Here is a 25,966-nt window from a genome sequence, read left to right on the forward strand (position 1 = left end):
CGAATGAGCGACATCCAGTGGAGCGACGGAGCTCCGATCTACCGTCAATTGAAGGAGCGCGTGATCGCCATGATGCTCGACGGAATCCTCAAACCGGGCGATGCCCTGCCCTCGGTCCGCCAGGTGGCGGCCGAATACCAGCTCAACCCGATCACCGTCTCCCGCGCCTACCAGGAACTGGCCGACGAGGGACTGGTCGAGAAACGCCGTGGCCTGGGCATGTTCGTCACCGAGGAGGCCTCGCGGAAGCTGCGCAGCAGCGAACGCGAACGCTTCCTCACCGAGGAATGGCCCGCGGTCGTCGAGCGCATCCAGCGCCTCGGCCTGTCGGCACAGGAACTGCTCGAGTCCGTGGGGAAGAACTGACATGAATGCAACGTCTGCAACCGCTGCCGCGCCGGTCGTGTCCGCGCGCGGCCTGCGCAAGGCCTACAAGCACAAGCTCGCGGTCGCCGGCGCCGATTTCGACATCGGCGCGGGCCGCATCGTCGGCCTGATCGGCCCCAACGGAGCGGGCAAGACCACCGCGCTCAAGGCGATCCTCGGCCTGACCCGCTTCGAGGGCGAGCTGAGCGTGCTGGGGCTGGACCCGCGCACCCAGCGCGACGAACTGATGAACCAGGTCTGCTTCATCGCCGACGTGGCGGTGCTGCCGCGCTGGATGCGGGTGCGCGAGGCGATCGACTTCGTCGCCGGCGTGCATCCGCGCTTCGACCGCGCCAAGTGCGAGCGCTTCCTGGCCAACACCAAACTGGACCCGAAGCTGCGGGTGCGCGAGATGTCCAAGGGCATGATCGTGCAGCTGCACCTGGCCCTGGTGATGGCCATCGACGCGCGCCTGCTGGTGCTGGACGAGCCCACCCTGGGCCTGGACATCCTCTACCGCAAGCAGTTCTACCAGCGCCTGCTGGAGGACTACTTCGACGAACAGAAGACCATCCTGGTCACGACCCACCAGGTCGAGGAGATCGAGAACATCCTCACCGACGTGCTGTTCATCCGCGATGGCCGGATCGTGCTGTCGGCCGAGATGGAACACCTGGCCGAGCGCTACAGCGAGGTCCTGGTCGGCGCCGACCGCGCCGCCGAGGCGCGTGCCCTCGGCCCGGTCGACGAGCGCGCCCTGCCCTTCGGCAAGTCCGTTTTCCTGTTCGACGGCCTGGCGCCGGAACGCGCCGCCGCCCTCGGCGAGGTCCGCAATCCCGGACTTGCCGACCTGTTCGTGGCCCTGATGAAAGGAACCTACGCATGAATGCCATTGCCGCAAACTTCGCCGGCAACCGCTGGAACCGGACCTTCGGCTGGCTGCTGCGCCGCGAGTTCTGGGAGAACCGTGGCGGCTTCCTGTGGGCCCCGGTGATCACCGGCGGCATCGCCGTCGTCATGGCCTCGCTGCTGGCCATCGCCACCGCGATCCAGTCACGCTCGGAGGCCAATGAGGCGGTCACCAACATGGCCGCCTACCTCGGCGCCGTGGGCGCTACCGCCGACGGCCTGCTGATGACCGGCTGCAGCATGACCGGCACGGTGCTGGGCTTCGTGGTGTTCTTCTATGCCCTCGGCAGCCTGTACGACGACCGCCGCGACCGCAGCGCCCTGTTCTGGAAGTCGCTGCCGGTCTCCGATACCCAGACCGTACTGTCCAAGGCCGCCTGGGCCCTGCTGCTGGCGCCGCTGATGTCGCTGGCCATCGGCCTGGTCGTGGGCGTGATCCTGTGGCTGGTCGCCGCTGTGACCATGCTGGCCGGCAACCTGCCCGGCACCAGCGCCCTGTTCACCCACTCGCACCCGTTCACCGTCGCCGGGCACATGCTGGCGACCGTGCCGCTGGACATGCTGTGGATGCTGCCGGCGGTCGGCTGGCTGATGTTCTGCTCGGCCCTGGTGCGAAGCAAGCCGTTCCTGTGGGCGGTGGTGGTCCCGGTGCTGGGCTGCGTGATGATCAGCATCCTCGGCTTCACCGCCGGCCGCGTGGTGCCGTCGCTGGAACTGCCGCTGGGCGCGATCTGGTACGCGGCGGTGTACCGCGGACTGATGAGCGTGATGCCGGGCACCCGTGCCCTGCGCGACATCGAGAACCTGCAGAACATCAACGTCGATGACCCGAGCCAGGTGATCGTCAGGCTGTTGAACGAGGCCAGCAACTGGCACGTGCTGGGCACCTGGGACCTGTGGATCGGCGTGGCCGTCGGCGTGGGCCTGATCGCCGCCGCCATCCCGCTGCGCCGCTGGCGCGACGAAGCCTGACCCCGGCGCGCATCCAACGGAGAACCGACATGCGGAACCTGCTTCCCCTGCTGCTGTGCCTGGCCATCGTTCCCGGCACCGCCCTGGCTGAAAAGCGCTGCGACAAGTCCGAGGCGCGCGACCTGCAGCTGGACCTGGACGGCGTGCGCACGGTGCGCGTGGAAACCGCCCAGCACACGCTGCGCCTGGCCGCTGCCGCCGCCGGCCAGCACCGCATCACCGGCCGCGCCTGCGCTCCTTCCAGCGAGGCCCTGGCCGCGCTGGAGCTGGTGCAGAAGCGCGAGGGCGACACCCTGGTGGTGAGCGCGCGCGGTCCGGACTGGAAGCTGCTGGGCCTGCGCCCGCAGTCCGACGTCTGGATGGACCTGGCCGGCACCGTGCCGGACGACGTCCTGGTGCAGCTGGTGGTCGGTTCCGGAGACGTGTTCCTCGACGGTGGCGCCCGCGCCAGCGCCGATGTCGGCTCCGGCGACGCCAGGGTGCGCGACGTGCGCGGCCTGGTGACCGGCAAGGTCGGTTCGGGCGATCTCGAGGTGGTCCGCGCCGGAGCGCTGAAGGTGCTGGCAATCGGATCGGGCGACGTCAAGGCGTCCGGCATCCGTGGCGATGTCGAGGTCGGCAGCATCGGCTCCGGCGACTTCGAACTGGAAGACGCTGGCGGCAACGTGGAGATCGGTTCGATCGGCTCCGGCGACGCCGAGCTGGAGCGGATCGGCGGCACGGTCAAGGTCGGCAGCATCGGTTCCGGCGACCTCGAGGTGCTGGGCGCCGCGGCCCTGCAGGTCAGCCGGGTCGGCAGCGGCGACGTCAGCCACCGCGACGTTCCCCAGGTCGAACTCCCCCGCCGCAAGTAACCGGCCCGGAAACGAGGAGAGCATCATGCATGCACGCACGTCCGCCGCATCCCGCATCCGCCCCCTGCTGCTCACCGTGCTGCTGCCGCTGTCGGCCCTGGCCGCGCCGCCGGCAGCGGCCGGTGAACTGCGCGGAAGCCTGGCCGAGGCACGCGCCGAGGTCCGCCGCGAGATGGCCACCGCCCGCGCCGAGCTGCGGGACGAGAACCTGGAACTGGGCCAGTCGCTGCGGTTCCGCTCCGGCGGCACGCGCAGCGACGCAGCAGACAGTACGGGACCACGCGGCGAGATCACGCCGGACGGCGAGCTGCTGATCGACGGCGAGGCGGTCACGGTCGATGCACGCCAGCGCGCGCAGCTGCTGGCCTACCGCAACCAGGTGATCGAGGTTGCGCTCGCCGGCATGGACGTCGGCGAGAAGGCCGCGGAGGTCGCGCTGGAGAGCGTGGACCGCAGCGTGATCGGCCTGGTCTTCAGCGCCATGACCGGGCGCCTGGAACGGCAGCTGGAGCAGACCATCCGCACCACCCTGGAGCCCGGGATCCTGCAGCTGTGCCGCAGCCTGCCGCCGCTGCTTGAATCGCAGCAGGCGCTGGCCGCCAGCGTGCCGGAGTTCCAGCCCTATGCCACCCTGGAGCGGGACGAGGTCGAGTCCTGCGAAACTGAAATGCGGCGCGAGTTCGCGCGGATCTGAGGACGCCACCATGACCAGGTTCAATGCCCCGATGCTCGCCCTCATCACGGCAGCCATCATGGCCCTCGCCGGCTGCGGCCGCGACGCCCCGGCCCCGCCCGATCCGCCTGCGCAGCAGAGCGACTCCTTCATCACCCGCACCGTGCAGGCCGCGATGCAGCGCGCCGTGACCTCGATGGAGAAGGAGAACATCGCCATCGGCGGCAAGGGCCACACCCCGGTCAACTTCGGCGACAGCACGGCCGACCTGCCGAGGGCGGAGATCACGCCCGAGGGCGACCTGCTGGTCGAAGGCACGCGGGTGCAGCTGGACGAGGAACAGCGCCAGCTGTTGCTGGCCTATCGCAAGGAGATCGTCGAGGTCGCCAAGGCCGGCGTTGCCATCGGCATGCAGGGCGCGGACCTGGGCCTGCAGGCGGCCAAGGGCGCGCTGAAGGCCGCCTTCACCGGTGGCACCGACGAGTTCGAACAGCGGATGGAAGCGGAAGGCAAGAAGATCGAGGCCCAGGCCGAAGCCCTGATCTGCGCGCGCATGCCTGGCCTCTACGCCTCGCAGCAGGCGGTGGCCGCGCGCGTGCCGGAATTCCGCCCTTACGCGAAACTGGACCAGGACCAGGTGGACAACTGTGGCAAGGATGGACATGTCGCCAATGCCCCCACCCTCACCCTGTCGGACCTGGACCTGGGCGATGACGACGGGGCGGATGCCAACGGGACCAGCGATACCAGCCACGGCTCCGACCCGGCCAGCGAGGCCGAACAGGCCGCGCGCGGCGCCTCGCGCCAGTAGCACCTGCCGCCGCGGCCCGGCCGTGGCGGTAACATATCCGGCCCGCCGCGATCCGCGTCGCGACCGGTGCGTATCCCCAACCGTCGCGGCAGCGCCGCGACGGATTCCCAGGCCGCCCCGTAGCGGCCTTCTTTTTTGCTCAGCCCCCGCTACCGCCCGGCTTGCCGTGGATGCCGCCGCGCGCGAGCACGGCCGGATCCAGCAACGGCGCAAGCGTCTTCGCCGGCAGGCCGGTGACCTCCATCGCCACCTCCAGTACCGGACGACCTTCCTTGTAGGCCTGCTTGGCGATGGCCGCGCCCTTCTCGTAACCGATCACCGGGTTGAGCGCGGTGACCAGGATCGGGTTGCGGTCCAGCGCCTGCCTGACCACGTCGGCGCGCACCTTGAGCCCGGCGATGCAGCGGTCGGCCAGCAGCCGCGACACGTTGGCCAGCAGCTGGACGGATTCCAGCAGGTTGGCCGCGATCAACGGCAGGGTCACGTTGAGCTGGAAGTTGCCGGTCTGGCCGGCGACGGTGATCGCGGTGTGGTGGCCGATCACCTGCGCCGCGGCCATCACCGTGGCCTCCGGGATCACCGGATTGACCTTGCCCGGCATGATCGAGCTGCCCGGCTGCAGTGCCGGCAGTTCCACCTCGCCCAGCCCGGCCAACGGCCCGGAGTTCATCCAGCGCAGGTCGTTGGCAATCTTGATCAGCGCCACCGCCAGCGCGTTGAGCTGGCCGGACAGCTCCACCGCATCGTCCTGCGCGGCCAGGCCCTCGAACTTGTCCTCGGCGCTCTCGAAGCGGGTGCCGGCCAGCTGCGACAGCGCGCGTGCGGCACGCTGGCCGAAGCGCGGATCGGCATTGATGCCGCTACCGATCGCGGTACCACCCAGCGGCAGCCGGCGCAGGCGCTTGAGCGCATCCTCCAGGCGGCCTTCGGCGGACTTCAGCTGCGAGGCCCAGGCGCCGAACTCCTGGCCGAAGCTCAGCGGCATGGCGTCCATCAGGTGGGTGCGGCCGGTCTTGACCACCTTGCGCAGTTCGCGGGCGCGTTTCTCGATGGTTCGGCGCAGGTGGCGGATCGCCGGCAGCAGGTCCTCGACCACGGCCAGCTGCGCGGAAACGCGGATCGCGGTGGGCACCACGTCGTTGGAACTCTGGCCCAGGTTGACGTGGTCGTTGGGATGCACGGCGCGCTTGCCGGCCTTGCCCGAGGCATTGGCCAGGTTGGCGATCACCTCGTTGGCATTCATGTTGGACGAGGTGCCCGACCCGGTCTGGTAGATGTCCACCGGGAAGTGGGCGTCATGCCGGCCCCCGGCCACCTCCAGCGCGGCGGCGCGGATCGCGGCGGACACGTTCTTCGGCAGCAGGCCCAGCCCGGCATTGACCTCGGCCGCAGCGGCCTTGACCAGGCCCAGCGCGCGGATGAAGCCGCGCGGCATCGGACGCCCGGACACCGGGAAGTTCTGCACCGCACGCTGGGTCTGCGCGCCCCACAGCGCATCGGCCGGCACCTGCAGCTCGCCCATGCTGTCGTGCTCGACGCGCGTGCGCGGCGCCGGTGTCGCGGCAGCCGACCGCTTCGGGGGTGACTTCGCGCGCGGGCGTGCGGGGGAAGGACTCATGGCCAACTCCGGTGCGGATGGGATTACCCGAGCATAGCGCCGGCCACGTAAGACGCTGTCGGCAGCCCTGGCACAGGTTTGTTCCGCAGCTGCGCTTGCACGACGAGGGGGAGGACGTCCACAAGCAGGAGCGCTGGCTCCGGAGGGGAGCCGCGGTAGCGCGGGGGCATGACGCATTGCGCGGCTCCGCGTCCTGCTCCAACGCGCGAGCGCAGCACAGCCTTGTGCTGCTTGCGTCATGCCCCCGCGCTACCGCGTCTTCGCGAGCTTCCAGTCTCCGACCCTCCTCTTTCCCGGTCGGTGAGGCGGCATGTTTCCGCGCCCTGTCGACGCGCTCCGGGGCGCCCGGAGAGGGTGAGGGTCGGGATTCGATCCACGCGCACACGGGCCCTCTCCCCAACCCACTCCCACAGGGAGAGGGGCTATCTCCACCGAAGTCCGAAACCCAAAGGCGCAAGCGGCCGTCGTCCCAAGGGGGCATGGGGCAAGCAGGCCATGGATGGCCTGCGGTCGCGCGTTGGAGCCATGGACGGCGGAGCCGCGCGATGCCCCATGCCCCCTTGGGACGGCGGCCCCATCCGGAGCCGGTGCACCTTCCATCCCACTGTTCCGATCCGCTCCAGGCCCACCCCAGCCCCACCCCGCCCGGCACGTCCCGCCGGCACGGCTTAGACTATGCGGCTCCGTTCCCCACGCCAGCCGCCTCCCATGACGGATTCCGCCCTGCTCGCCCTGTCCCCGCTCGACGGCCGCTATGCCGGCAAGGTCGACGCCCTGCGCCCGATCTTCTCCGAGTACGGCCTGATCCGCGCCCGCGTGCGGGTGGAGATCGAGTGGCTGCTGGCGCTGGGCGCGGAGCCCGGCATCGCCGAACTGCCGGCCTTCTCCGATGGCGCGCGCCAGCGCCTGCGCGACCTCGCCACCGGCTTCTCGGTGGCCAACGCCGCCCGGGTCAAGGAGATCGAGCGCACCACCAACCACGACGTCAAGGCGGTCGAGTACTTCATCAAGGAGCAGCTGCGCGACGACGCCGAGCTCGGCCCGGCGCTGGAGTTCGTGCACTTCGCCTGCACCAGCGAGGACATCAACAACCTGTCCTACGCCCTGATGCTGCGCCAGGCCCGCGAAGAGGTGCTGCTGCCGGCGCTGGACGGCGTCACCGCCAGCCTGCGCAGTCTGGCCCACGAGCAGGCCGCCCAGCCGATGCTGTCGCGCACCCACGGCCAGACCGCCTCGCCCACCACCCTGGGCAAGGAGATCGCCAACGTGGTCGCCCGCCTGGAGCGGCAGCGCAAGCAGATCGCCGCGGTCGAGCTGAGCGGCAAGATCAACGGCGCGGTGGGCAACTACAACGCCCACGCGATCAGCTACCCGGACGTGGACTGGCCGGCGTTCTCGCAGCGTTTCGTCGAGTCGCTGGGCCTGCCGTTCAATCCCTACACCACCCAGATCGAGCCGCACGACAACGTCGCCGAACTGGGCGACGCGGTGCGCCGTGCCAACACCGTGCTGGTCGACCTGGCCCGCGACATCTGGGGCTACATCTCGCTGGGCTACTTCAAGCAGAAGCTCAAGGAAGGCGAAATCGGCTCCTCGACCATGCCGCACAAGGTCAACCCGATCGACTTCGAGAACGCCGAGGGCAACTTCGGCATCGCCAACGCCCTGTTCGAGCACTTCTCGTCCAAGCTGCCGATCAGCCGCTGGCAGCGCGACCTGACCGACTCCACCGTGCTGCGCGCCCTGGGCACCGCCTTCGGCCACACCCAGGTCGGTCTGGATTCGCTGGCCAAGGGCCTGGGCAAGCTGGAAGTGAACCCGCAGCGCCTGGACGCCGACCTCGATGCGGCCTGGGAAGTGCTGGCCGAAGCCGTGCAGACGGTGATGCGCCGCCACGGCCTGCCCAACCCCTACGAGCAGCTCAAGGCCCTGACCCGCGGCCAGGGCATCACCGCCGAGTCCATGCGGGGCTTCATCGCCTCGCTCGACCTCCCGGAGGATGCCCGCGCCCGCCTGGCGGCGCTGACCCCGGCCGGCTACACCGGCCTGGCCGAACGCCTGGCCCGCGAGATCTGATCCAGCAACCGGCCCGCACCCGCGGGCCGGTTCCGTTGCGGGGTACCGAAGCCGCCCATCTCGGCACGCATCATCGGGCTTGACCCTGCTCAAGGCGGCCCTCCTTCCCTGCGATATCCTGCGCGCGTCGCAACTGCCTGACCGCGCCCGCGCTGCGGCGTTCCACCCGCACCGCAAAGTCGACGCCATGCACCTGCTGATCAACATCGACGTCGACGACCTGGCCCGCGCCGAAGCGTTCTACCGCGACGCCTTCGGGCTGTCAGCCGCGCGCCGTTTCGGCGATGGCGCGGTGGAGATGCTGGGTGCGCAGGCTCCCATCCATCTGCTGCGCAAGCCGGCCGGTTCCAATGCCGCCGGCGACGCACGGCGTGACTACCACCGACACTGGACCCCACTCCACCTGGATGTCGTGGTCGAGGACCTGGACGCGGCCCTGGCCCGCGCCCTCGCTGCCGGCGCCCGCGCCGAGGGCGAGGTGCGCGAGGCTGCCTGGGGCCGCATCGTGCAGCTGGCCGACCCGTTCGGGCACGGCTGGTGCCTGCTCCAGTTCCTCGGCCGCGGCTACGACGAGATCGCCCAATGACCACCAAGCGCCCCACGAAAACCACCACGCGCGGCAAGACCGCCAGCGCCGCCAGGCCTGCGAAGGCCGCCAGATCCACGAAGGCTGCGAAGGCCACGAAGCCTGCGAAGGCGACGAAGTCCACCCGGGCCACCACGGCCACCCGTGCGGCCAGGCCCGCCAGCTCTACCCGGGCCGCGGCATCCCCGCGCAAGGCCGCGCCCCGCGCCCGCAGCCTGCCGTTCGAGGTCGACGCCAGCCGCAACCAGCCGCTGGGCATGTCGCCGGCGGCCTTCCTGCGCGACTACTGGCACAAGCGCCCGCTGCTGATCCGCAACGCCTTCCCCGGCTACCAGACCCCGGTGATGCCCGAGGACCTGGCCGGCCTGGCCTGCGAGGAAGGCGTGCTGGCGCGCCTGATCAGCCACGACCGCGGCAGCGACAGCTGGGACGTGCGCCACGGCCCGTTCCAGGAAGAGGACTTCCCGGACATGCCCGACCACGACTGGACCCTGCTGGTCCAGGACGTGGACAAGTGGGACGCCGACGTGGCCGCGCTGCTGGAGCAGTTCCGCTTCCTGCCGCGCTGGCGCATCGACGACGTCATGATCAGCTTCGCCGCCACCGGCGGCTCGGTCGGCGCCCATGTCGACCATTACGACGTGTTCCTGCTGCAGGCTTACGGCCACCGCCGCTGGCAGATCGACGCCTCGGTCGCGATGGGCCGCCCGGCCCCGGACCTGTCGTTCCGCGAGGACGCGGCGATCAAGCTGCTGCGCGAGTTCAATCCGAGCCACGACTGGGTCCTGGCCCCCGGCGACATGCTCTACCTGCCGCCGCTGGTGCCGCACCACGGCGTGGCCGAGGATCCGTGCCTGACCTTCTCGGTCGGCATGCGCGCGCCGGCCGCCTCCGAGCTGATCGGCGACTGGCTGGACGAGGTCCTGATCGATGCCGACGAGGCGATCCGCTACCACGACGAGGACCTGGCCCTGCCGGCGGATCCGAACGAGATCGACGTGGCGGCCATGAACCGCGTGGTCGAGGCGCTCAACGCGATCCGCATGAACGACCCGGACCGCCTGGGCGACTGGTTCGGCCGCTTCATCACCACTTACCGCGCGGCCGGCGACGTGATGCCCTCCGGCCAGGAGCTGCCGCGCGAAGGAGTTGAGGAAGTGCTGGCCCAGGGTGGGCTCCTGCACCGCCACCCGGCCTCGCGCCTGGCCTGGCGCCGCCGCCACGCCGGCCGCAACGCCAGCCTGTACTGCAGCGGCCGCGCCCTGGAACTGCCGCAGGCCGACGCCCGCCGCCTGGCCGACGCCACGGTGCTGGACCTGGCCGCCTGGCAGGCCCTGTCGGCCGCCGGCCGCGACGCCGCCTTCGCCCTGTACGAGGCTGGCCACTACGCCCTGGATGCCGGCGGCGACAGCGACGAGGCCGACGACGACGTGGAAAACGCCAGCGGATGAGCGCCAGCGTCGCCCTGGCCGACTACGCGCGCGAGCATGCGCAGGTGCATGCCGTGCGCACGACGGTGTTCGTCGAAGGCCAGGGCGTCCCCGCCGGGCTGGAACGCGACGCCCTGGACCCGCTCAGCACCCATGTGCTGGCACGGGATTCGGACGGCACTCCGGTCGGCACCGCGCGCCTGACCCCGGAGCGCCGCATCGGCCGGATGGCGGTGCTGGAATCCCATCGCGGCCGCGGCATTGGCGAGGCCATGCTGGCGGCCCTGGTCGCCCATGCACGGGCCGAAGGCTGGCCCGAGGTGGGCCTGCACGCCCAGCTGCACGCCCTGCCGTTCTATGCACGTGCCGGGTTCGTGCCCTGCGGTCCGGTGTTCACCGAGGCCGGCATCCTCCATCGCCACATGGTCCGCCGCCTGCCCGGAGCCAGCCCGGTCGAGGATGTCGACGCCGCCGCGGCGGTGGTGGTCGCCCTGGCCGGCCACGCCCGCCGCGGGCTGGGCATCTACAGCCGGGCGCTGGATCCGGGCCTGCTCGATCGCCGCGACGTGGTCGACGCCCTGCGCCGCTTCGCCACCCGCCCCGGCCGCTGCCAGGTGCGGGTCCTGCTGCAGGACGCCGGCAGCCCGCAGCGCGAGGACGCACCTCTGCTGGCCCTGGCCCAGCGCCTGCCCAGCGTGTTCGAGTTCCGCCAGACCAGCGATCCGGTCGACGACCGCTACCCCTCCGCCTACGTCTTCAACGACACCGGCGGCGCCCTGTTCCGTCCGCTTGGCCAGCGCTTCGAGGGCGAAGGCGGGATCGAGGCCGGCCACGTCGCGCGCCGCCTGGCCCATGCCTTCGACCCGGTGTGGGAACGTTCGCGCCCCTGCACCGAGCTGCGCGCGCTGGGCTGATCGCCGCGTAACCGGTTCCAGCGCACCACCTGCGCACCCCGTCACATCGCGTCCAGCGCCATCGCCGCAGCATTGCGCACGGCGAGTGTGAACAGGACCACGACAGTACATGGCCGGAACAGGCCATCCGCCCTTTGGATAAGGCCCCCCGCCGATGAATGGGGGTTATACTTTTGCGGCTTTCCGGCCCGGCCAAGGGGCCAGGTCCGGGGCCCAGCGGCGCGCCCGCCCTTCCTCCAGACGCGACATATCGTGGACAACCTACTCAAGCAGTTTGCGCAGTCTTCGCAGCTCGGCAGCAATGCCGCCTTCATCGAGGACCTGTACGAGCAGTACCTGGTCTCCCCCGACAGCGTGGACCCGAAGTGGAAAGCCTACTTCGACGGGTTCAAGGGTCGCGAAGCCGGAGACGTGCCGCACTCGGCGGTGATCGCCCACGTGGCCGAGGCCGCCCGCACTGCCGCCACCGCCGCGCCGGCCGCCCAGGGCGCCGGTGACGAGCGCGAGCGCAACGTCGGCCGCCTGATCACCGCCTACCGTTCGCGTGGCCACCTCGGCGCCAGGCTCGATCCGCTGGGCCTGACCCCGCCGATGAACCCGCCGGACCTGGGCCTGGAGTTCCACAGCCTGTCCGAGCGCGACCTGGACGCCGAGTTCAGCACCGGCGGCCTGGCCGGCCAGCCGCGGATGAAGCTGCGCGACCTGCTGGCGCGCCTGAAGGCGACCTACACCGGCTCGATCGGCGCCGAGTTCATGCACATGGCCGAGGTCGAGCAGCGCCAGTGGCTGTACCAGCGCCTGGAGCTGGCCGGCGGCGACTACAACCTCAGCGCCGAGACCCGCAAGCGCGTGCTGGAGCGGCTGACCGCCGCCGAGGGCCTGGAGCGCTACCTGCACACCAAGTACGTCGGCCAGAAGCGCTTCTCGCTGGAAGGCGGCGAATCGCTGATCCCGCTGCTGGACACCGTGATCCGCCAGTCCGGCGTGGACAAGGTCAAGGACATCGTCATCGGCATGGCCCACCGCGGCCGCCTGAACGTCCTGGTCAACACCCTCGGCAAGAACCCGCGCAAGCTGTTCGACGAGTTCGAGGGCAAGTTCGAGCACGACGCCCTGGCCCACGCCGGCGACGTGAAGTACCACATGGGCTTCTCGGCCGACATCGCCACCCCGGGCGACCCGGTCCACCTGGCCCTGGCGTTCAACCCGTCGCACCTGGAGATCGTCGACCCGGTGGTCGCCGGTTCCGCGCGTTCGCGCCAGGAGCGCCGCGGCGACACCGAGCGCTCCAAGGTCCTGCCGATCCTGATCCACGGCGACGCGGCCTTCGCCGGCCAGGGCGTGGTGATGGAGCTGTTCCAGATGTCGCAGGCGCGCGGCTTCGCCGTCGGCGGCACCGTGCACGTGGTGGTCAACAACCAGGTCGGCTTCACCACCAGCAACAAGGAAGACGCCCGCTCCACCCTGTACTGCACCGACGTGGCCAAGATGGTCGGCGCCCCGGTGTTCCACGTGAACGGCGACGACCCGGAAGCGGTGGTGTTCGTGGCCACCCTGGCCTACGAGTTCCGCCAGAAGTTCAAGAAGGACGTGGTCATCGACCTGGTCTGCTACCGCCGCCACGGCCACAACGAGGCCGACGAGCCGGCGGCGACCCAGCCGGTGATGTACCAGACCATCCGCAAGCACCCGACCACCCGCGAGCTGTATGCCAGCCGCCTGGAGAAGGCCGGCGTGATCGCCGCCGACGAGGGCAAGGCACTGGCCGACGGCTTCCGCGACAAGCTCGACGCCGGCGAGGTCACCACCGAGCTGGCCCCGTCCAAGCCGGAGGACTACGAGCTGACCATCGACTGGTCGAAGTACCTGTCGGGCAAGGTCTCCGATCCGGTCGATACCCGGGTCAAGAAGACCACGCTGCAGCAGCTGGCCAAGCTGATCAACACCATCCCGCAGGGCGTGTCGCTGCACCCGCGCGTGGCCAAGATCTACGAGGACCGCGCGAAGATGAGCGCCGGCGAACTGCCGGGCGACTGGGGCTTCGCCGAGAACCTGGCCTACGCCACCCTGCTGGCCGAGGGCCATGGCCTGCGCCTGGTCGGCCAGGACGCCGGTCGCGGCACCTTCTTCCACCGCCACGCGATCCTGCACGAGCAGAAGACCGACAGCTACTACCTGCCGCTGCGCCAGCTGGTCGACAGCCCGGAGCGCTGCACCATCATCGACTCGCTGCTGAGCGAGGAGGCGGTGATGGCGTTCGAGTACGGCTTCTCCACCACCGACCCGAACACCCTGGACATCTGGGAGGCCCAGTTCGGCGACTTCGCCAATGGCGCCCAGGTCGTGATCGACCAGTTCATCGCCGCCGGCGAGGCCAAGTGGGGCCGCATCTCCGGCCTGACGCTGCTGCTGCCGCACGGCTACGAAGGCCAGGGCCCGGAGCACAGCTCCGCGCGCCTGGAGCGCTTCCTGCAGCTGTGCGCGCTGGAGAACATGCTGGTCTGCGTGCCGACCACCCCGGCCCAGTGCTTCCACATGCTGCGCCGGCAGATGAAGATGGCCACCCGCAAGCCGCTGGTGGTCATGTCGCCGAAGTCGCTGCTGCGCCACAAGCTGGCCGTGTCGACCCTGGACGAGCTGGCCAACGGCGAGTTCCAGCACCTGATCCCGGACGCCTCCGCCGACGCGAAGAAGGTCAAGCGCGTGGTGCTGTGCTCGGGCAAGGTCTACTACGACCTGCTGGAGGACGCCCAGAAGCGCGGCCAGGACGATGTCGCCATCATCCGCGTCGAGCAGCTGTACCCGTTCCCGCGCGCCCAGCTCACGGCCGAACTGCAGCAGAAGTACACCAAGGCCACCGACGTCATCTGGTGCCAGGAAGAACCGCAGAACCAGGGTGCGTGGTACCAGATCAAGCACCACCTGCAGGCGTGCCTCGGCAAGGGCCAGGCCCTCAGCTACGCTGGCCGCAGCCGCTCGCCCTCGCCCGCCGTCGGCCATTTCGCCGACCACGTGGCCGAGCAGCAGCAGCTGGTCGCCGACGCGCTGGTCAACCCGCCCGGCAGCCAGCTCGTCGCCGAATAAGCGACGACGAACGAACACACCGCCTTTCCGCCATAACGACATACGCCCCAAGGACGCCCCATGGCCACCGAAGTCAAAGTTCCGGTCCTCCCCGAATCCGTCTCCGACGCCACCATCGCCAGCTGGCACAAGAAGGCCGGTGACTCGGTCAAGCGCGACGAGAACCTGGTGGACCTGGAGACCGACAAGGTCGTGCTCGAAGTCCCCTCGCCGGTCGACGGCGTCCTGAAGGAGATCAAGTTCTCCGAGGGCGACACCGTGACCAGCCAGCAGGTGCTGGCGATCATCGAGGAAGGCGCGGTAGCCGAGGCCGCCCCGGCGGAAGAGAAGAAGGCCGAAGCGCCCAAGGCCGAGGCCCCGAAGGCCGAGGCTCCGGCCAAGGCGGCCGCTCCGGCCCCGGCCGCCAGGACCGGCGGCGCAGAGCTGCCCCCGGGCGCCCGCGCCACCGCTGCCCGTGAAGGCGTCGACGCCTCGCAGGTCGAGGGCACCGGCCGCCGCGGCGCGGTGACCAAGGAAGACATCCTCAACTACGCCCGCACCGGCGGCGCCGGCAAGGCCGGCGGCGCGCGTCCGGAAGAGCGCGTGCCGATGACCCGCATCCGCAAGCGCATCGCCGAGCGCCTGATGCAGTCCAAGGACTCCATCGCCATGCTGACTTCGTTCAATGAGGTCAACCTGGCCAAGGTGTCGGCCGCCCGCAAGCAGCTGGGCGAGGACTTCCAGAAGACCCACGGCATCAAGCTGGGCTTCATGAGCTTCTTCGTGAAGGCCGCGGCCAACGCCCTGCAGCGCTTCCCGATCATCAACGCCTCGGTCGACGGCGACGACATCATCTACCACGGCTATTCGGACATTTCGATCGCCGTGTCCACCGACAAGGGCCTGGTCACCCCGGTCCTGCGCAACGTCGAGCGCATGGGCTTCGCCGACATCGAGCAGGGAATCGCCGACTACGCCAAGAAGGCGCGCGACGGCAAGCTGGGCCTGGACGACCTGCAGGGCGGCACCTTCACCATCACCAACGGCGGCACCTTCGGCTCGCTGATGTCGACCCCGATCGTCAACCCGCCGCAGAGCGCCATCCTGGGCATGCACACCATCAAGGAGCGCCCGATCGCCGAGAACGGCCAGGTCGTGATCGCGCCGATGATGTACATCGCGCTGTCCTACGACCACCGCATCATCGACGGCAAGGACGCGGTGCAGTTCCTGGTCGACATCAAGAACCAGCTCGAGAACCCGAACCGCATGCTGTTCGGTCTGTAAGAGCCGAGAGGCGGGGTTCGGGATTCGGGACCGGCAGCGCCACGACGCGCTGCCTCCCGCTTTTCGAATCGCGAATCACCAATCCCGAATCACAGAGCGAACGAAATGGCTGAACAATTCGACGTCGTCGTCATCGGTGCCGGTCCGGCCGGCTACCACGCCGCCATCCGCGCCGCGCAGCTGGGCCTGAAGACCGCCTGCATCGACGCCGCCCTGGGCAAGGACGGCAAGCCGGCCCTCGGCGGCACCTGCCTGCGCGTGGGCTGCATCCCGTCCAAGGCGCTGCTGGACTCGTCGCACCAGTACGAGAACATGCTGCACAAGTTCGACCAGCACGGCATCAGCTTCAAGGATGCGGCGATCGACGTGCCGAAGATGGTCGAGCGCAAGGACGGCATCGTCAAGCAGTTCACCGGCGGCATCGCCATGCTGTTCAAGGCCAACAAGGTCGCCACCTACTACGGCTTCGGCCAGCTGCAGGCCGGCAACGTGGTCAAGGTCAAGCAGCACGACGGGTCGGAGGTCGAGCTCAAGGGCACCAACGTCATCATCGCTGCCGGTTCGGATTCGATCGAACTGCCGTTCGCGAAGTTCGACGGCGAAAACATCGTCGACAACGTCGGCGCGCTGGACTTCACCGAGGTGCCGAAGCGCCTGGCCGTGATCGGCGCCGGAGTGATCGGCCTGGAGCTGGGCAGCGTGTGGAAGCGCCTGGGCGCCGAGGTCACCATCCTCGAGGCGATGCCGGAGTTCCTGCCGGCCGCCGACGCCGAGGTCGCCAAGCTGGCCGCGCGCGAGTTCAAGAAGCAGGGCCTGGACATCAAGCTGGGCGCCAAGGTCTCCAAGGCCGAGGTCACCGGCAAGGGCAAGAAGAAGGAAGTCGCCATCACCTTCGCCGACGACAAGGGCGAGCAGAACCTGGTCGTGGACAAGCTACTGGTGGCCGTGGGCCGCCGCGCCGCGACCCGCGGCCTGCTGGCCGAGGGCACCGGCGTGCAGGTCAACGAGCGTGGCCAGATCGTGGTCGACGAGCATTGCCACACCGGCGTCGACGGCGTCTGGGCGATCGGCGACTGCGTGCGCGGCCCGATGCTGGCGCACAAGGGCTTCGAGGAAGGCATCGCGGTGGCCGAGCTGATCGCCGGCCTGCCAGGCCACGTGAACTTCGACACCATCCCCTACGTGATCTACACCGGTCCGGAGATCGCCTGGGTCGGCAAGACCGAGCAGCAGCTCAAGGCCGAAGGCGTGCCGTACAAGGCGGGCAGCTTCCCGTTCGCCGCCGTCGGCCGCGCCGTGGCCATGGCCGAGGCCGTGGGCTTCGTGAAGGTGATCGCCCACGCCGAGACCGACCGCGTGCTGGGCATGCACCTGATCGGCCCGAACGTGTCCGAGCTGGTCCACGAGGGCGTGCTGACCATGGAGTTCAGCGGCTCGGCCGAGGACCTGGCGCGCATCTGCCACGCCCACCCGTCGCTGTCCGAGGCCGTGCACGACGCGGCCATGGCGGTCGACAAGCGCGCGATCCACAAGGCGAACTGAGTTCGCCTCGTGGATGCAGGCATCCGCGCTGCGGATGGCTGCATGCGTGTCGCCATCCCCGCCGTTCCGCGCCCTTGGCGCGGACCGCCCCCCAACCTGGGGGCTACGGCACAACGCCGGCTCCCGCGTGGAGCTGCGGTACAGAAGCCGGGCTATGCCCGGCTTCGCGTTTTCCGGTTCCAGCAGGACGAGGAGCTGATCCATGGACAAACAGGGACTTTCCCCGCAGGCCACCGCTGCGCTGTACGCAGGCGCCGGCGTCCTCTTCATCATCGGTGCCTTCCATGGCGGTCGCCCGGGCTTCAGCGTGGTCGGCCTGGCCTTCATTGCCCTGGCCGCGATGATCTACCTGCGCCGCAACCGGAAGCCCGACTGAGATGTCGTGCGCGTGGCGGCAGACCGGCTCCCACGCTTCCCTGCGGCCACGCCTGCGCCCAATTCCCGCCATCGCGCTTCCCGCCTGCCTTGCCGGAAGCCCAGGTGGAGGAAACCGAATGCGCGTTCGAACCCGCTGGCGCGACCGCTTCTTTCCCTCCCCTCCCCTTCCCCCTGACGGAGTGATTCCATGCGCTCGATCTGCGTCTATTGCGGCTCCAACGCCGGCAGCAAGCCGGCCTACGCCGAACGCGCCATCGCCCTCGGCGACCTCATTGCCCGCGAGGGCCTGCGCCTGGTCTACGGTGGTGGCAACGTCGGCCTGATGGGCACGGTCGCCAACGCCGTGCTGGCCGCTGGCGGCGAAGTCACCGGCGTGATCCCGCAGCAGCTGGCCGACTGGGAAGTCGCGCACCGCGGCCTGACCGAGCTGGAGATCGTTGGCTCCATGCACGAGCGCAAGATGCGCATGTTCGAGCTGTCCGACGCCTTCGTCGCCCTGCCCGGCGGCTTCGGCACCATGGAGGAGATCTTCGAAATGCTCACCTGGCGCCAGCTCGGCATCGGCAACAAGCCCTGCGCCTTCCTCGACATCGAGGGCTTCTACGCACCGCTGATCGGCATGATCGACCGCATGGTCGAGGAACGCTTCCTGCACCCGGACCAGCGTGCGGACCTCTGGTACGGCAGCGACATCAACGAAATGCTGGCCTGGATGCGGAACTACTCGCCGGCGCAGGCGAGCAAGTGGATCGACGAGAAGCGCCGCGCTGTCATGAAGTAAGCCGCGCAGGCGGTTGGGCCAATGGCGCGTGGCGACGCGTCAAACAGCAATGGCGCATTCCTGCCTGCCTGGCGCGGATCGACGAGAGGCGCCGGAGCGCCATGAAGCAAGCCGTTCCCGGGAGCCTCTCTCTGTCCGGGAGAGGAGTTGGGGGAAAGTGTCGGTCCCGCAGCATGCCCAGGACCCGGCTCTCGAGCTGCCCTCTCTCCCTCCAAGAGAGAGGGATAGCAGCCCCCCTGGTTCCCACGGGCATGGCGCCTTCTCTGGGCTGCGGCTAGAGTCGGAAGACCCCAGAGCCGTACATGCAGCCCATGACCATCCCGCACACCTTCCCCGCCTTCCGCATCCACAACGACGACGCCGGTTACCGCAGCGGCGTGGAGCCGGTCACGCTTGATGACCTGGCGCCGGGCGAGGTCGTGGTCAAGGCCGCCTGGTCCTCGGTCAACTACAAGGACGCCCTTGCTGGTACCGGCAAGGGCAAGATCCTGCGCCGCTTCCCGCTGGTGGGCGGCATCGACGTGTCCGGACACGTGGTCGCCTCCACCGATCCGAAGTTCCGCGAGGGCGACGAGGTACTGGTCACCGGCTGCGGCCTCAGCGAGACCCGCGACGGCGGCTACTCGGCCTACGTGCGCCTGCCGGCCGAATGGGTGATCGCCCTGCCCCGCGGCCTGGACCTGCGCCAGGGCATGGTGCTGGGCACCGCCGGATTCACCGCGGCGCTGGCCCTGTACCGCCTGCGCGAGAACCGCCAGCGCCCGGAGCTGGGCCCGCTGGCGGTCACCGGTGCCACCGGCGGCGTCGGCTCGATGGCGGTGGCGATCTTCAGCAAGGCCGGCTACGAGGTGCACGCGATCAGCGGCAAGGCCGACCAGGCCGGTTACCTGAAGTCGCTCGGTGCCAGCGAGGTGCTGGGCCGGGACGCCCTGGCCGCCAACCGCCCGCTGGAATCAGTGCGCTTCGGCGGCGGCCTGGACAACGTCGGCGGCCCGATGCTGGTCAGCCTGCTGGCGCAGACCGCGCCCTATGGCAACGTCGCCTCCGCCGGCCTCGCCGCGACCCCAGGCCTGGACGCGCTGACGGTGATGCCCTTCATCCTGCGTGGCGTGTCGCTGCTGGGCATCGGCTCGGCCGGCACGGCGCGCGATATCCGCGACGACATCTGGGCGCTGCTGGCGGACGAGTGGAAGCCGGCACGGCTGGACGCGATCGCCACCGCCGAAGTCAGCCTCGGCGAACTGCCCCAGGTGTTCGAGCGCATGCTCGCCGGGCAGTCGCTGGGCCGCACCGTGGTGCGGATCGACTAAGGAGCGACGGACACCCGCGCCATCGGCCAGACGAGCATACAAGCCTCGCCGAGGCCCCTCTCCACGATGGGCGAGGGCGTCCCTAGTCGTTGTTGCGCTGCCTTGCCCTGGCAGGCGACGTGCCTTACTGCGGCGCGTTCTCCAGCGGATACACCCGCACGTAGTCGACTTCCATCCAGATCGGGAAGGCCTCGTCGTCCACGCCCTGCTGGCCGGCCCAGTTGCCGCCCACCGCGAGGTTCATCAGCAGGTGGAAGCGCTGGTCGAACGGCCAGGCGTCCGGGCCGGTGCCCTCGTTGGCGAACTCGAACACCTTCTCGTCATCGATGTAGCCGTGGATGTAGTCCGGGGTCCAGTCCACACGGTAGCGGTGGAACTTCGTGTCCAGCTCCTCGACCCGCTTCTGCGCGGCGCGCTGGGTGCCCTTGGTGTGGTTGTAGGCCTGGGTGTGGACCGTCTGGTGGACCACGCCGCGGTCGAAGCCGACGTGCTCCATGATGTCGATCTCGCCCGAGCGCGGCCAGTTCCCGTACTTGTTGTCGGTCGGCAGCATCCACAGCGCCGGCCAGCTGCCGCGTGCTACCGGCAAGCGGGCGCGGAACTCGACTCGGCCGTAGCGGAAGTCGCCCTTGCCGCGCGAGACCAGGCGCGCGGAGCTGTAGCGCAGTTTCCCGGCGCGCTGGCGGTGGGCGACGATGGTCAGCAGGCCATCGCTGACGAAGGCGTTGGCCGGCTTGTCGGTGTAGTACTGCAGCTCGTTGTTGCCCCAGCCATGGCCGCCGGTGTCGTAGCTCCAGCGCGCCGGATCGGGCACGCCTTCGCCGTCGAACTCGTCCTGCCAGAGCGGCGTGCTGCCGAAGGTCCAATGGGTGCCGGCCTGCGTGCCGGCCTGCGTGCCCTGCGCGGGCTGGGCCGCCTCGTCGGCGCTGGCCGCACCGCTGGCCAGCAGGCCGAGGACCAGAACGCGGGCCCACCGCGCCATCAACGCGTTGCGTCTTGCCATTTCCTTCCCCCCCCCAGAAAGTCCGGCCGCCGGCTGCGGCCGGTGCCGGATTCTAGGCGCAACCGGCCGCGGCTGCGCCAGCACCACCGGTCGGCCTGCCCGCAGCTCAGGCTTCCGGCTGCGCCCCCCACCGTCTACACTCGCCGCAAAGGGGTAATACAACGGGGAATCAGCATGGCCCGCATTCTGATCGTGGACGATTCGCCTTCCCAGCTCCTGGGAATCCAGCGCATCGTGGAAAAGCTCGGCCACCAGACGCTCACCGCCGAGGATGGCGCGGCCGGCGTGGAGGTGGCGAAGGCCGAACTGCCCGACCTGATCCTGATGGACGTGGTCATGCCCAACCTCAACGGTTTCCAGGCCACCCGCACCCTGGGACGCGAAGCTACGACCCGCGACATCCCGGTGGTCCTGGTGACCACCAAGGACCAGGACACCGACCGCATGTGGGGCATGCGCCAGGGCGCCCGCGCCTACCTGACCAAGCCCTTCTCCGAGACCGAGCTGTCGGAAGTCATCAACCGCCTGCTGGGCGAGCGCGAAGTCGCCGCGCCGGCCGAGCCTGGCGAGCCGACCGACGGCACCGCCTGACCGGCGGGCCTCGCTGGTTGCAGCGCCCGGCGCCCGCCTGCGGGAGCCGGGCGTTGTCGTTTCCGGGGCTTGGACGGCAGGTTCCTGCTGCTGCGGAGCCCCGACACACACGGCACCGTTGTCCGCGTAGCGCGGGCCAGCAGCGCGGCCCCGCCCTATTCCCCGAACGCCTTGGCCAGGTCGCGGTAGGCCTGGCGCTGGGCCTCGTTGACCGGGGTCGGTGCCTGCACTTCCAGCTCGACGATCTGGTCGCCCGGCGGGTCGCCCGGCAGGCCGCGGCCGCGCAGGCGCAGCTTGCGGCCGGTATCCGAATCGGCCGGCACCCTCAGCTCCACCGTGCCGCCCAGGGTCGGGACCGACACCGTGGTGCCCAGCGCCGCCTGCCAGGGCTGCACCGGCAGGGTGTGGAGGATGTTGCGGCCGTCCACCTCGAACTGCGGATGAGCCTGGTACTCGACCTCCAGCAGCAGGTTGCCGCCATTGTTGCCCTGCCCGGCCAGGCGTATCGACTGGCCGGCGCGGATGCCCTTGGGCACGCGCACGTCCAGCTGGCGGCCGTTGAGGTTGATGCGCACGCTGTCGCCGCGGTAGACGGCCTCCAGCGGCACCGCAAGCTTGGCCCTGGTATCCCTGCCCGGCTGCGCGCCCGGGCCGGCCGGGCCACGCCCAGCGCCGGCACGCTGGCGCGCGAACAGGCTCTCGAAGAAGTCGCTGAAGCCGCCGCCACCCGGGCGGCCGCCCATGTCGCCGAAGACCTCCTCGAAGTCGAAGCCGGCGCCATCGAACCCGCCCGGCGGCGGATGGAACTCCTGGCCGGGACGGTAGCCGCGTGCGCGCAGCTGGTCGTAGGCGGCGCGCTTCTGCGGATCGCGCAGGGCCTCGTAGGCCTCGCCGACGGCCTTGAACTTCTCCTCGGCGTCCGGCTCCTTGCTCACGTCCGGGTGGTACTTGCGGGCGAGCCTGCGGTAGGCCGAGCGGATCTCGGCCTCGCCGGCGCCCGGCTCGACCCCGAGGATCGCGTAGTAATCCTTGAACTCCATGCAAACACCCTGCTGGTGCCCCGGCCATCGCCCGGGGCTGGAAACACGACGGCCCGCGGCGCGGACGCCACGGGCCGGGATTCTAAGGCCTGCCGCCACCACACCGTGGCAACGGCGCTGCCGATGGTGGTGCCCGCCCGCGGCTGCAGGAGGGCACCTGCGGCTTACTGCACCTCGATGCGGCGCGGCGTGGTCTCGGGACGCTTCGGGATGTCGATGCGCAGCACCCCGTGGCGGCCGGTGGCGGTGATGCCATCCGGGTCGGCGCTGTCCGGCAGGGCGAAGCGGCGGTAGAAGCTGCCCCACTGGCGCTCGCGGCGGGTGTAGCGCTCGTTCTCCTCCTTCTGCTCGCTGGCACGCTCGCCCTTGAGGGTCAGCATGCCGCGGTCCATCTGCACCTCGATGTCCTTCGGGTCCACGCCCGGGATATCGGCGAGGATCACGAAGCGGTCGGTCTCTTCGCGGATGTCCACGCGCGGCGCCCACTGGCTGGTCACCACGTCGGACTGGTCGGCCACCGCGTCGCCGAAGAAGCGCTCGAAGACCTGCTTGAACTCCTCCTGCAGGTTGCGGCCAGGCACGCTGTTGAGGGTGTTGTAACGGACGATGCTCATGTCGGTCACTCTCCTTTGTCAGGGGCCGCCAGGCGGCCATGCCCGCAAGATGGGAACGCCCGCGGCGGTTTCAACACCCCTGCACGGACGCCACGTGCTGCAGCGGCTAGACTGCATTCAGCCACCGCACGCGCGCCGCGCAGAGGAACCCGCATGACCATCCAGATTGGCGACCAGATCCCCGAAGTCGTGCTCAAGCGCATCCGCGAAGGCGTGGAAAGCGTGGACACGCCCACCCTGTTCGAGGCCCGCAAGGTGGTGCTGTTCGCGGTGCCCGGCGCGTTCACCCCGACCTGTTCGGAGAAGCACCTGCCCGGCTTCATCGAGCGCTTCGAGGACTTCCGCAACCGCGGCATCGAGGTGATCTGCATGGCGGTCAACGACCCCTTCGTGATGCAGGCCTGGGGCCGCACCCTGGACGCGCCCGAGGGCCTGCAGCTGGTCTCCGACGGCAATGCCGACCTGACTCGCGCCCTGGGCCTGGAGATGGACGCCAGCGGCTACGGCATGGGCATCCGCGCCAAACGCTTCGCCCTGTACGCCGAGAACGGCGTCGTGCGCGAGCTGTTCGTCGAGGCTCCGGGCGAGTTCAAGGTGTCCTCGGCGGACTACGTGCTGGAACACCTGCCGGCCTGAGTCCGGCCCCGAACCGGCATCAGGGCGGCGCCGCGCGCGCCGCCCCTTCCGCGTCTCCCACGGGCGTGTGCGTCGCACCCACGCCCGCCACCCGGAACTGCACCTGCGCCCAGGCCCCGTTGTCGGCCAGCGCCGACAGCAGGTGGGTACCGGCGCCGGCCGTCGCGTAGTCGTGGGCGAACGGGCGTCCGCCCTCGGTACGCGCGATCCAGCGCCCGTCCAGCAGCCACTGCACCGGCGAAGTCGTGCCCAGTGCGCGCACCTGCAGCTGCAGGCGGCCGCTCCCGCCCGGTGCCGGCGCCAGGGTGGCACGATCCGCGATCCCCGATATGTGCAGGGCGACGGTCGCCTCGCGGCCGTCGTCGGCGCAGTCCGGCGCCAGCGCCGGCAAGGCCGAGGCCTGGCGCTGGGCCGCGGTGAGCCAGGGCGAGAGCAGCGCCGGCCAGCGCGCGATCTCGGCCTCGCGAACCGGATGCTCGAGACTGCAGGAAGCGGACAGACGCAGGCCGCTGCGCGCATCAACCTGGAAGCGTTCGCGGCCCGGACTCCACAGCCGCGCCTCGCGCTCGGCGAAGGTCGGCGGAACGGCGCCATCCAGGCTCCAGGCACGCAGCCGGCGCTGGCATAGCGGCGCGGGGGTATCGGCCGCGGCGATGCCCAGCGGCCAGCACACGTCGACCGCTTCGACCGGAGCCGGCCGCGGCAGCGGGTCGGCATCGCCGGGCTGGTGCGGCAGTCCGTCCAGGGTGTCCAGCAGCAACGGCAACGCCGTGACCGCGCCGTACTGGCCGGGCAGCGGCGTGCCGTCCGGCCGTCCTACCCACACGCCCACCGTGTAGCGGCGGGTGCCGCCGATCGCCCAGGCGTCGCGGAAGCCGTAACTGGTGCCGGTTTTCCACGCCACGGGCGGCGTACGCGAGCCGAACGCGCCGCTCGCATATCCGGGCCGCGGCGCCGCCTGCAGCACCTCGCGTACGATCCAGGCCGCGCCCGGCGACAGCAGGCGCCGCTCCAGTAGCGGATCCTCGTCGCGGTAGCGCACCTGTCCGGCCACGCCGCCGCGCTGCAGAGCGGTATAGGCGCCGACCAGGTCCTCCAGTCGCGCGGAGGTACCGCCCAGGATCAGCGGCAGCCCCGGACGCGCACCGCGCGGGAAACGCAGTGGCAGGCCCGCGTGTCCAAGCCGTGCCGCGAACCGCGCCGGGCCAACCCGCTCCAGCAGGTCCACCGCCGGCACGTTGAGCGACAGCCGCAACGCCGCGGCGGCACTGACCGGGCCGTTGAAGGCCTCGCCGAAGTTGCCGGGGCGGTAGCCGCCGAAGTCCTGCGGCGCGTCCACCAGCAGGCTCTCCGAGTGGACCAGGCCCTGGTCCAGGGCCATGCCGTACAGGAACGGCTTGAGGGTGGATCCGGGCGAGCGCCAGGCCCGGACCATGTCCACGTGGCCCAGGCGTCCGCTGTCGGCGAACTCCGCCGAACCGATGTAGGCCAGGGTCTTCAGGCTGGCGTTGTCGACCACCAGCAGGGCCGCCGAGGTGCGCGGCGGCAGCGCGCTGAAGTAGGCGGCGACGCGCTCCTCCAGGTCGCGCTGCAGGTTGGCGTCGACCGTGGTCGCAAGGCGACGCGCGCGTGGATGGTCCTGGCGCAGGCGCTGCGCCAGCAAGGCTGCGTGCTGCGGGACACGCAGCGAACGCGCGACCACCGGTTCGAGCCTGGCGTCCTCGACCTGTTCCGGCGTCCACCGGCCCAGCGCCTGCATCCGCGCCAGCACCTTGTCGCGCGCCGCGCGCGCGGCTTCCGGATGGCGGTCCGGGCGCAGCCGGCTGGGTGCCTGCGGCAGCACCGCCAGCAGCGCCGCCTCGGCCGGGGACAGCGCCGCGGCCGGCTTGCCCAGGTAGGCCCAGCTGGCCGCCTCCACGCCCTCGATGGTGCCGCCGAACGGCGCGCGCTCCAGGTACAGCTGCAGGATCTGGTCCTTGGACAGGCGCATTTCCAGCTGCACCGCGCGCGCCATCTGCCGCAGCTTGCCCGGGCCGCTGCGGGTGTCGTGTCCGTCGAGGATGCGCGCGACCTGCATGCTCAGGGTCGAACCGCCGGAGACGATGCGGCCGCTGCGCAGCCACTGCCAGCCCGCGCGCGCCATCGCCACCGGATTGATGCCCGGATGCCGCCGGAACCAGCGGTCCTCGTAGGTCAGCAGCGCATCCAGGTACAGCGGCGAGACCGACTCGACCGTGGCCGGATAGCGCCAGATCCCGTCGCGGTCGGCGAACGCGCGCAGCGGCGTGCCGTCGGCGGCGGTGACCACGGTGGCGGTGCCATCGGCCCCGGGCAGCGGCGGCGGGAACGCCAGGTCCAGCACCAGCAGGAGCACGAGCACGGCGGCCAGGCCCAGGCGTAGCCAGGTCCAGGCGCGCCGGCGGCGCGATGCCCGTGTGGTGTCCGTATCCCGCCGCATCCCGTGTTCCCTGCCCGCGCAGCCGCCATTTGAAGCGATCCGGCGGCCGCGCGG

Annotated in this window: 22 protein-coding genes and 1 pseudogene; 18 read left to right on the forward strand and 5 right to left on the reverse strand. The window is 70.3% G+C overall.

The window, feature by feature from the left end:
• Nucleotides 1–3 precede the first annotated feature (3 nt).
• Genes PSESU_RS08905 through PSESU_RS08930 form a run of 6 tightly spaced genes read left to right on the forward strand, consistent with a single transcriptional unit; the run spans nucleotide 4 to nucleotide 4,585 of the window.
• The gene (locus PSESU_RS08905) at nucleotides 4–366 is read left to right on the forward strand and encodes a GntR family transcriptional regulator (RefSeq protein ID WP_013535443.1); all 363 of its coding nucleotides are present in this window, start codon (nucleotides 4–6) and stop codon (nucleotides 364–366) included.
• 1 nt (nucleotide 367) lies between these two features.
• Nucleotides 368–1,252, forward strand: coding sequence for an ABC transporter ATP-binding protein (locus tag PSESU_RS08910; RefSeq protein ID WP_013535444.1), 885 nt, complete (start codon nucleotides 368–370; stop codon nucleotides 1,250–1,252).
• Nucleotides 1,249–2,247: an ABC transporter permease gene (locus PSESU_RS08915; protein ID WP_013535445.1), complete on the forward strand. Its 999-nt coding sequence runs from the start codon at nucleotides 1,249–1,251 to the stop codon at nucleotides 2,245–2,247. The genes PSESU_RS08910 and PSESU_RS08915 overlap by 4 nt, the downstream gene beginning before the upstream one ends.
• A gap of 29 nt (nucleotides 2,248–2,276) precedes the next feature.
• Nucleotides 2,277–3,101 carry a hypothetical protein gene (locus tag PSESU_RS08920; RefSeq protein WP_013535446.1) on the forward strand — a complete coding sequence of 275 codons (825 nt, stop codon included), beginning with the start codon at nucleotides 2,277–2,279 and terminating at the stop codon, nucleotides 3,099–3,101.
• A 25-nt stretch (nucleotides 3,102–3,126) separates the two neighbouring features.
• The gene (locus tag PSESU_RS15700) at nucleotides 3,127–3,795 is read left to right on the forward strand and encodes a hypothetical protein (protein WP_013535447.1); all 669 of its coding nucleotides are present in this window, start codon (nucleotides 3,127–3,129) and stop codon (nucleotides 3,793–3,795) included.
• Nucleotides 3,796–3,805: 10 nt separating this feature from the next.
• On the forward strand, nucleotides 3,806–4,585 hold the full coding sequence (locus tag PSESU_RS08930) for a hypothetical protein (RefSeq protein ID WP_013535448.1): 780 nt from the start codon (nucleotides 3,806–3,808) through the stop codon (nucleotides 4,583–4,585).
• Between the two features lie 139 nt (nucleotides 4,586–4,724).
• Here the strand turns inward: PSESU_RS08930 and PSESU_RS08935 are convergent, their stop codons facing one another.
• Nucleotides 4,725–6,203, reverse strand: a complete 1,479-nt coding sequence (locus PSESU_RS08935; protein ID WP_013535449.1) for a class II fumarate hydratase — start codon at nucleotides 6,201–6,203, stop codon at nucleotides 4,725–4,727.
• A gap of 708 nt (nucleotides 6,204–6,911) precedes the next feature.
• Here PSESU_RS08935 and purB point away from each other — a divergent pair.
• From purB to PSESU_RS08985, 10 genes and pseudogenes are all read left to right on the forward strand, one after another.
• Nucleotides 6,912–8,279, forward strand: a complete 1,368-nt coding sequence (gene purB / locus PSESU_RS08940) for an adenylosuccinate lyase (protein ID WP_013535450.1) — start codon at nucleotides 6,912–6,914, stop codon at nucleotides 8,277–8,279.
• A 187-nt stretch (nucleotides 8,280–8,466) separates the two neighbouring features.
• Nucleotides 8,467–8,865 carry a VOC family protein gene (locus PSESU_RS08945; RefSeq protein WP_013535451.1) on the forward strand — a complete coding sequence of 133 codons (399 nt, stop codon included), beginning with the start codon at nucleotides 8,467–8,469 and terminating at the stop codon, nucleotides 8,863–8,865.
• A gap of 215 nt (nucleotides 8,866–9,080) precedes the next feature.
• Nucleotides 9,081–10,307 (forward strand): annotated as a pseudogene (locus PSESU_RS08950) (JmjC domain-containing protein); the annotation flags it as partial.
• Nucleotides 10,308–10,312: 5 nt separating this feature from the next.
• Complete coding sequence (locus tag PSESU_RS08955) at nucleotides 10,313–11,209, forward strand: GNAT family N-acetyltransferase (RefSeq protein WP_013535453.1); 897 nt, start codon at nucleotides 10,313–10,315, stop codon at nucleotides 11,207–11,209.
• 252 nt (nucleotides 11,210–11,461) lie between these two features.
• Entirely contained in the window at nucleotides 11,462–14,293 is a 2,832-nt protein-coding gene (locus tag PSESU_RS08960; protein WP_013535454.1) for a 2-oxoglutarate dehydrogenase E1 component, read from the forward strand.
• Nucleotides 14,294–14,353: 60 nt separating this feature from the next.
• Nucleotides 14,354–15,559, forward strand: a complete 1,206-nt coding sequence (sucB, locus tag PSESU_RS08965; RefSeq protein ID WP_013535455.1) for a dihydrolipoyllysine-residue succinyltransferase — start codon at nucleotides 14,354–14,356, stop codon at nucleotides 15,557–15,559.
• A 105-nt stretch (nucleotides 15,560–15,664) separates the two neighbouring features.
• The gene (lpdA, locus tag PSESU_RS08970) at nucleotides 15,665–17,101 is read left to right on the forward strand and encodes a dihydrolipoyl dehydrogenase (protein WP_013535456.1); all 1,437 of its coding nucleotides are present in this window, start codon (nucleotides 15,665–15,667) and stop codon (nucleotides 17,099–17,101) included.
• A gap of 202 nt (nucleotides 17,102–17,303) precedes the next feature.
• Entirely contained in the window at nucleotides 17,304–17,477 is a 174-nt protein-coding gene (locus tag PSESU_RS08975) for a hypothetical protein (RefSeq protein ID WP_013535457.1), read from the forward strand.
• A 189-nt stretch (nucleotides 17,478–17,666) separates the two neighbouring features.
• Nucleotides 17,667–18,260, forward strand: a complete 594-nt coding sequence (locus PSESU_RS08980) for a TIGR00730 family Rossman fold protein (protein WP_013535458.1) — start codon at nucleotides 17,667–17,669, stop codon at nucleotides 18,258–18,260.
• Between the two features lie 311 nt (nucleotides 18,261–18,571).
• Nucleotides 18,572–19,570 carry a YhdH/YhfP family quinone oxidoreductase gene (locus PSESU_RS08985; protein WP_081459308.1) on the forward strand — a complete coding sequence of 333 codons (999 nt, stop codon included), beginning with the start codon at nucleotides 18,572–18,574 and terminating at the stop codon, nucleotides 19,568–19,570.
• Between the two features lie 124 nt (nucleotides 19,571–19,694).
• On the opposite strand, the gene PSESU_RS08990 is transcribed toward PSESU_RS08985, so the two are convergent.
• Nucleotides 19,695–20,552 (reverse strand): glycoside hydrolase family 16 protein, encoded by an 858-nt coding sequence (locus PSESU_RS08990; RefSeq protein ID WP_233275206.1) that lies wholly within the window; start codon nucleotides 20,550–20,552, stop codon nucleotides 19,695–19,697.
• 195 nt (nucleotides 20,553–20,747) lie between these two features.
• Between PSESU_RS08990 and PSESU_RS08995 the strand changes: the two genes are divergently transcribed.
• A complete protein-coding gene (locus tag PSESU_RS08995; protein ID WP_013535461.1) occupies nucleotides 20,748–21,164 on the forward strand; it encodes a response regulator in 417 nt (138 codons plus the stop codon).
• Nucleotides 21,165–21,319: 155 nt separating this feature from the next.
• Here the strand turns inward: PSESU_RS08995 and PSESU_RS09000 are convergent, their stop codons facing one another.
• Both PSESU_RS09000 and PSESU_RS09005 read right to left on the reverse strand, forming a co-directional pair.
• Nucleotides 21,320–22,204 (reverse strand): DnaJ C-terminal domain-containing protein, encoded by an 885-nt coding sequence (locus PSESU_RS09000; RefSeq protein ID WP_013535462.1) that lies wholly within the window; start codon nucleotides 22,202–22,204, stop codon nucleotides 21,320–21,322.
• A 164-nt stretch (nucleotides 22,205–22,368) separates the two neighbouring features.
• On the reverse strand, nucleotides 22,369–22,818 hold the full coding sequence (locus tag PSESU_RS09005) for an Hsp20/alpha crystallin family protein (RefSeq protein ID WP_013535463.1): 450 nt from the start codon (nucleotides 22,816–22,818) through the stop codon (nucleotides 22,369–22,371).
• A gap of 153 nt (nucleotides 22,819–22,971) precedes the next feature.
• Between PSESU_RS09005 and PSESU_RS09010 the strand changes: the two genes are divergently transcribed.
• A complete protein-coding gene (locus PSESU_RS09010; RefSeq protein WP_013535464.1) occupies nucleotides 22,972–23,454 on the forward strand; it encodes a peroxiredoxin in 483 nt (160 codons plus the stop codon).
• 19 nt (nucleotides 23,455–23,473) lie between these two features.
• On the opposite strand, the gene pbpC is transcribed toward PSESU_RS09010, so the two are convergent.
• On the reverse strand, nucleotides 23,474–25,912 hold the full coding sequence (pbpC, locus tag PSESU_RS09015; protein ID WP_013535465.1) for a penicillin-binding protein 1C: 2,439 nt from the start codon (nucleotides 25,910–25,912) through the stop codon (nucleotides 23,474–23,476).
• Nucleotides 25,913–25,966 lie beyond the last annotated feature (54 nt).

This window comes from Pseudoxanthomonas suwonensis 11-1 (genome assembly GCF_000185965.1).
GTDB lineage: Bacteria > Pseudomonadota > Gammaproteobacteria > Xanthomonadales > Xanthomonadaceae > Pseudoxanthomonas > Pseudoxanthomonas suwonensis_A.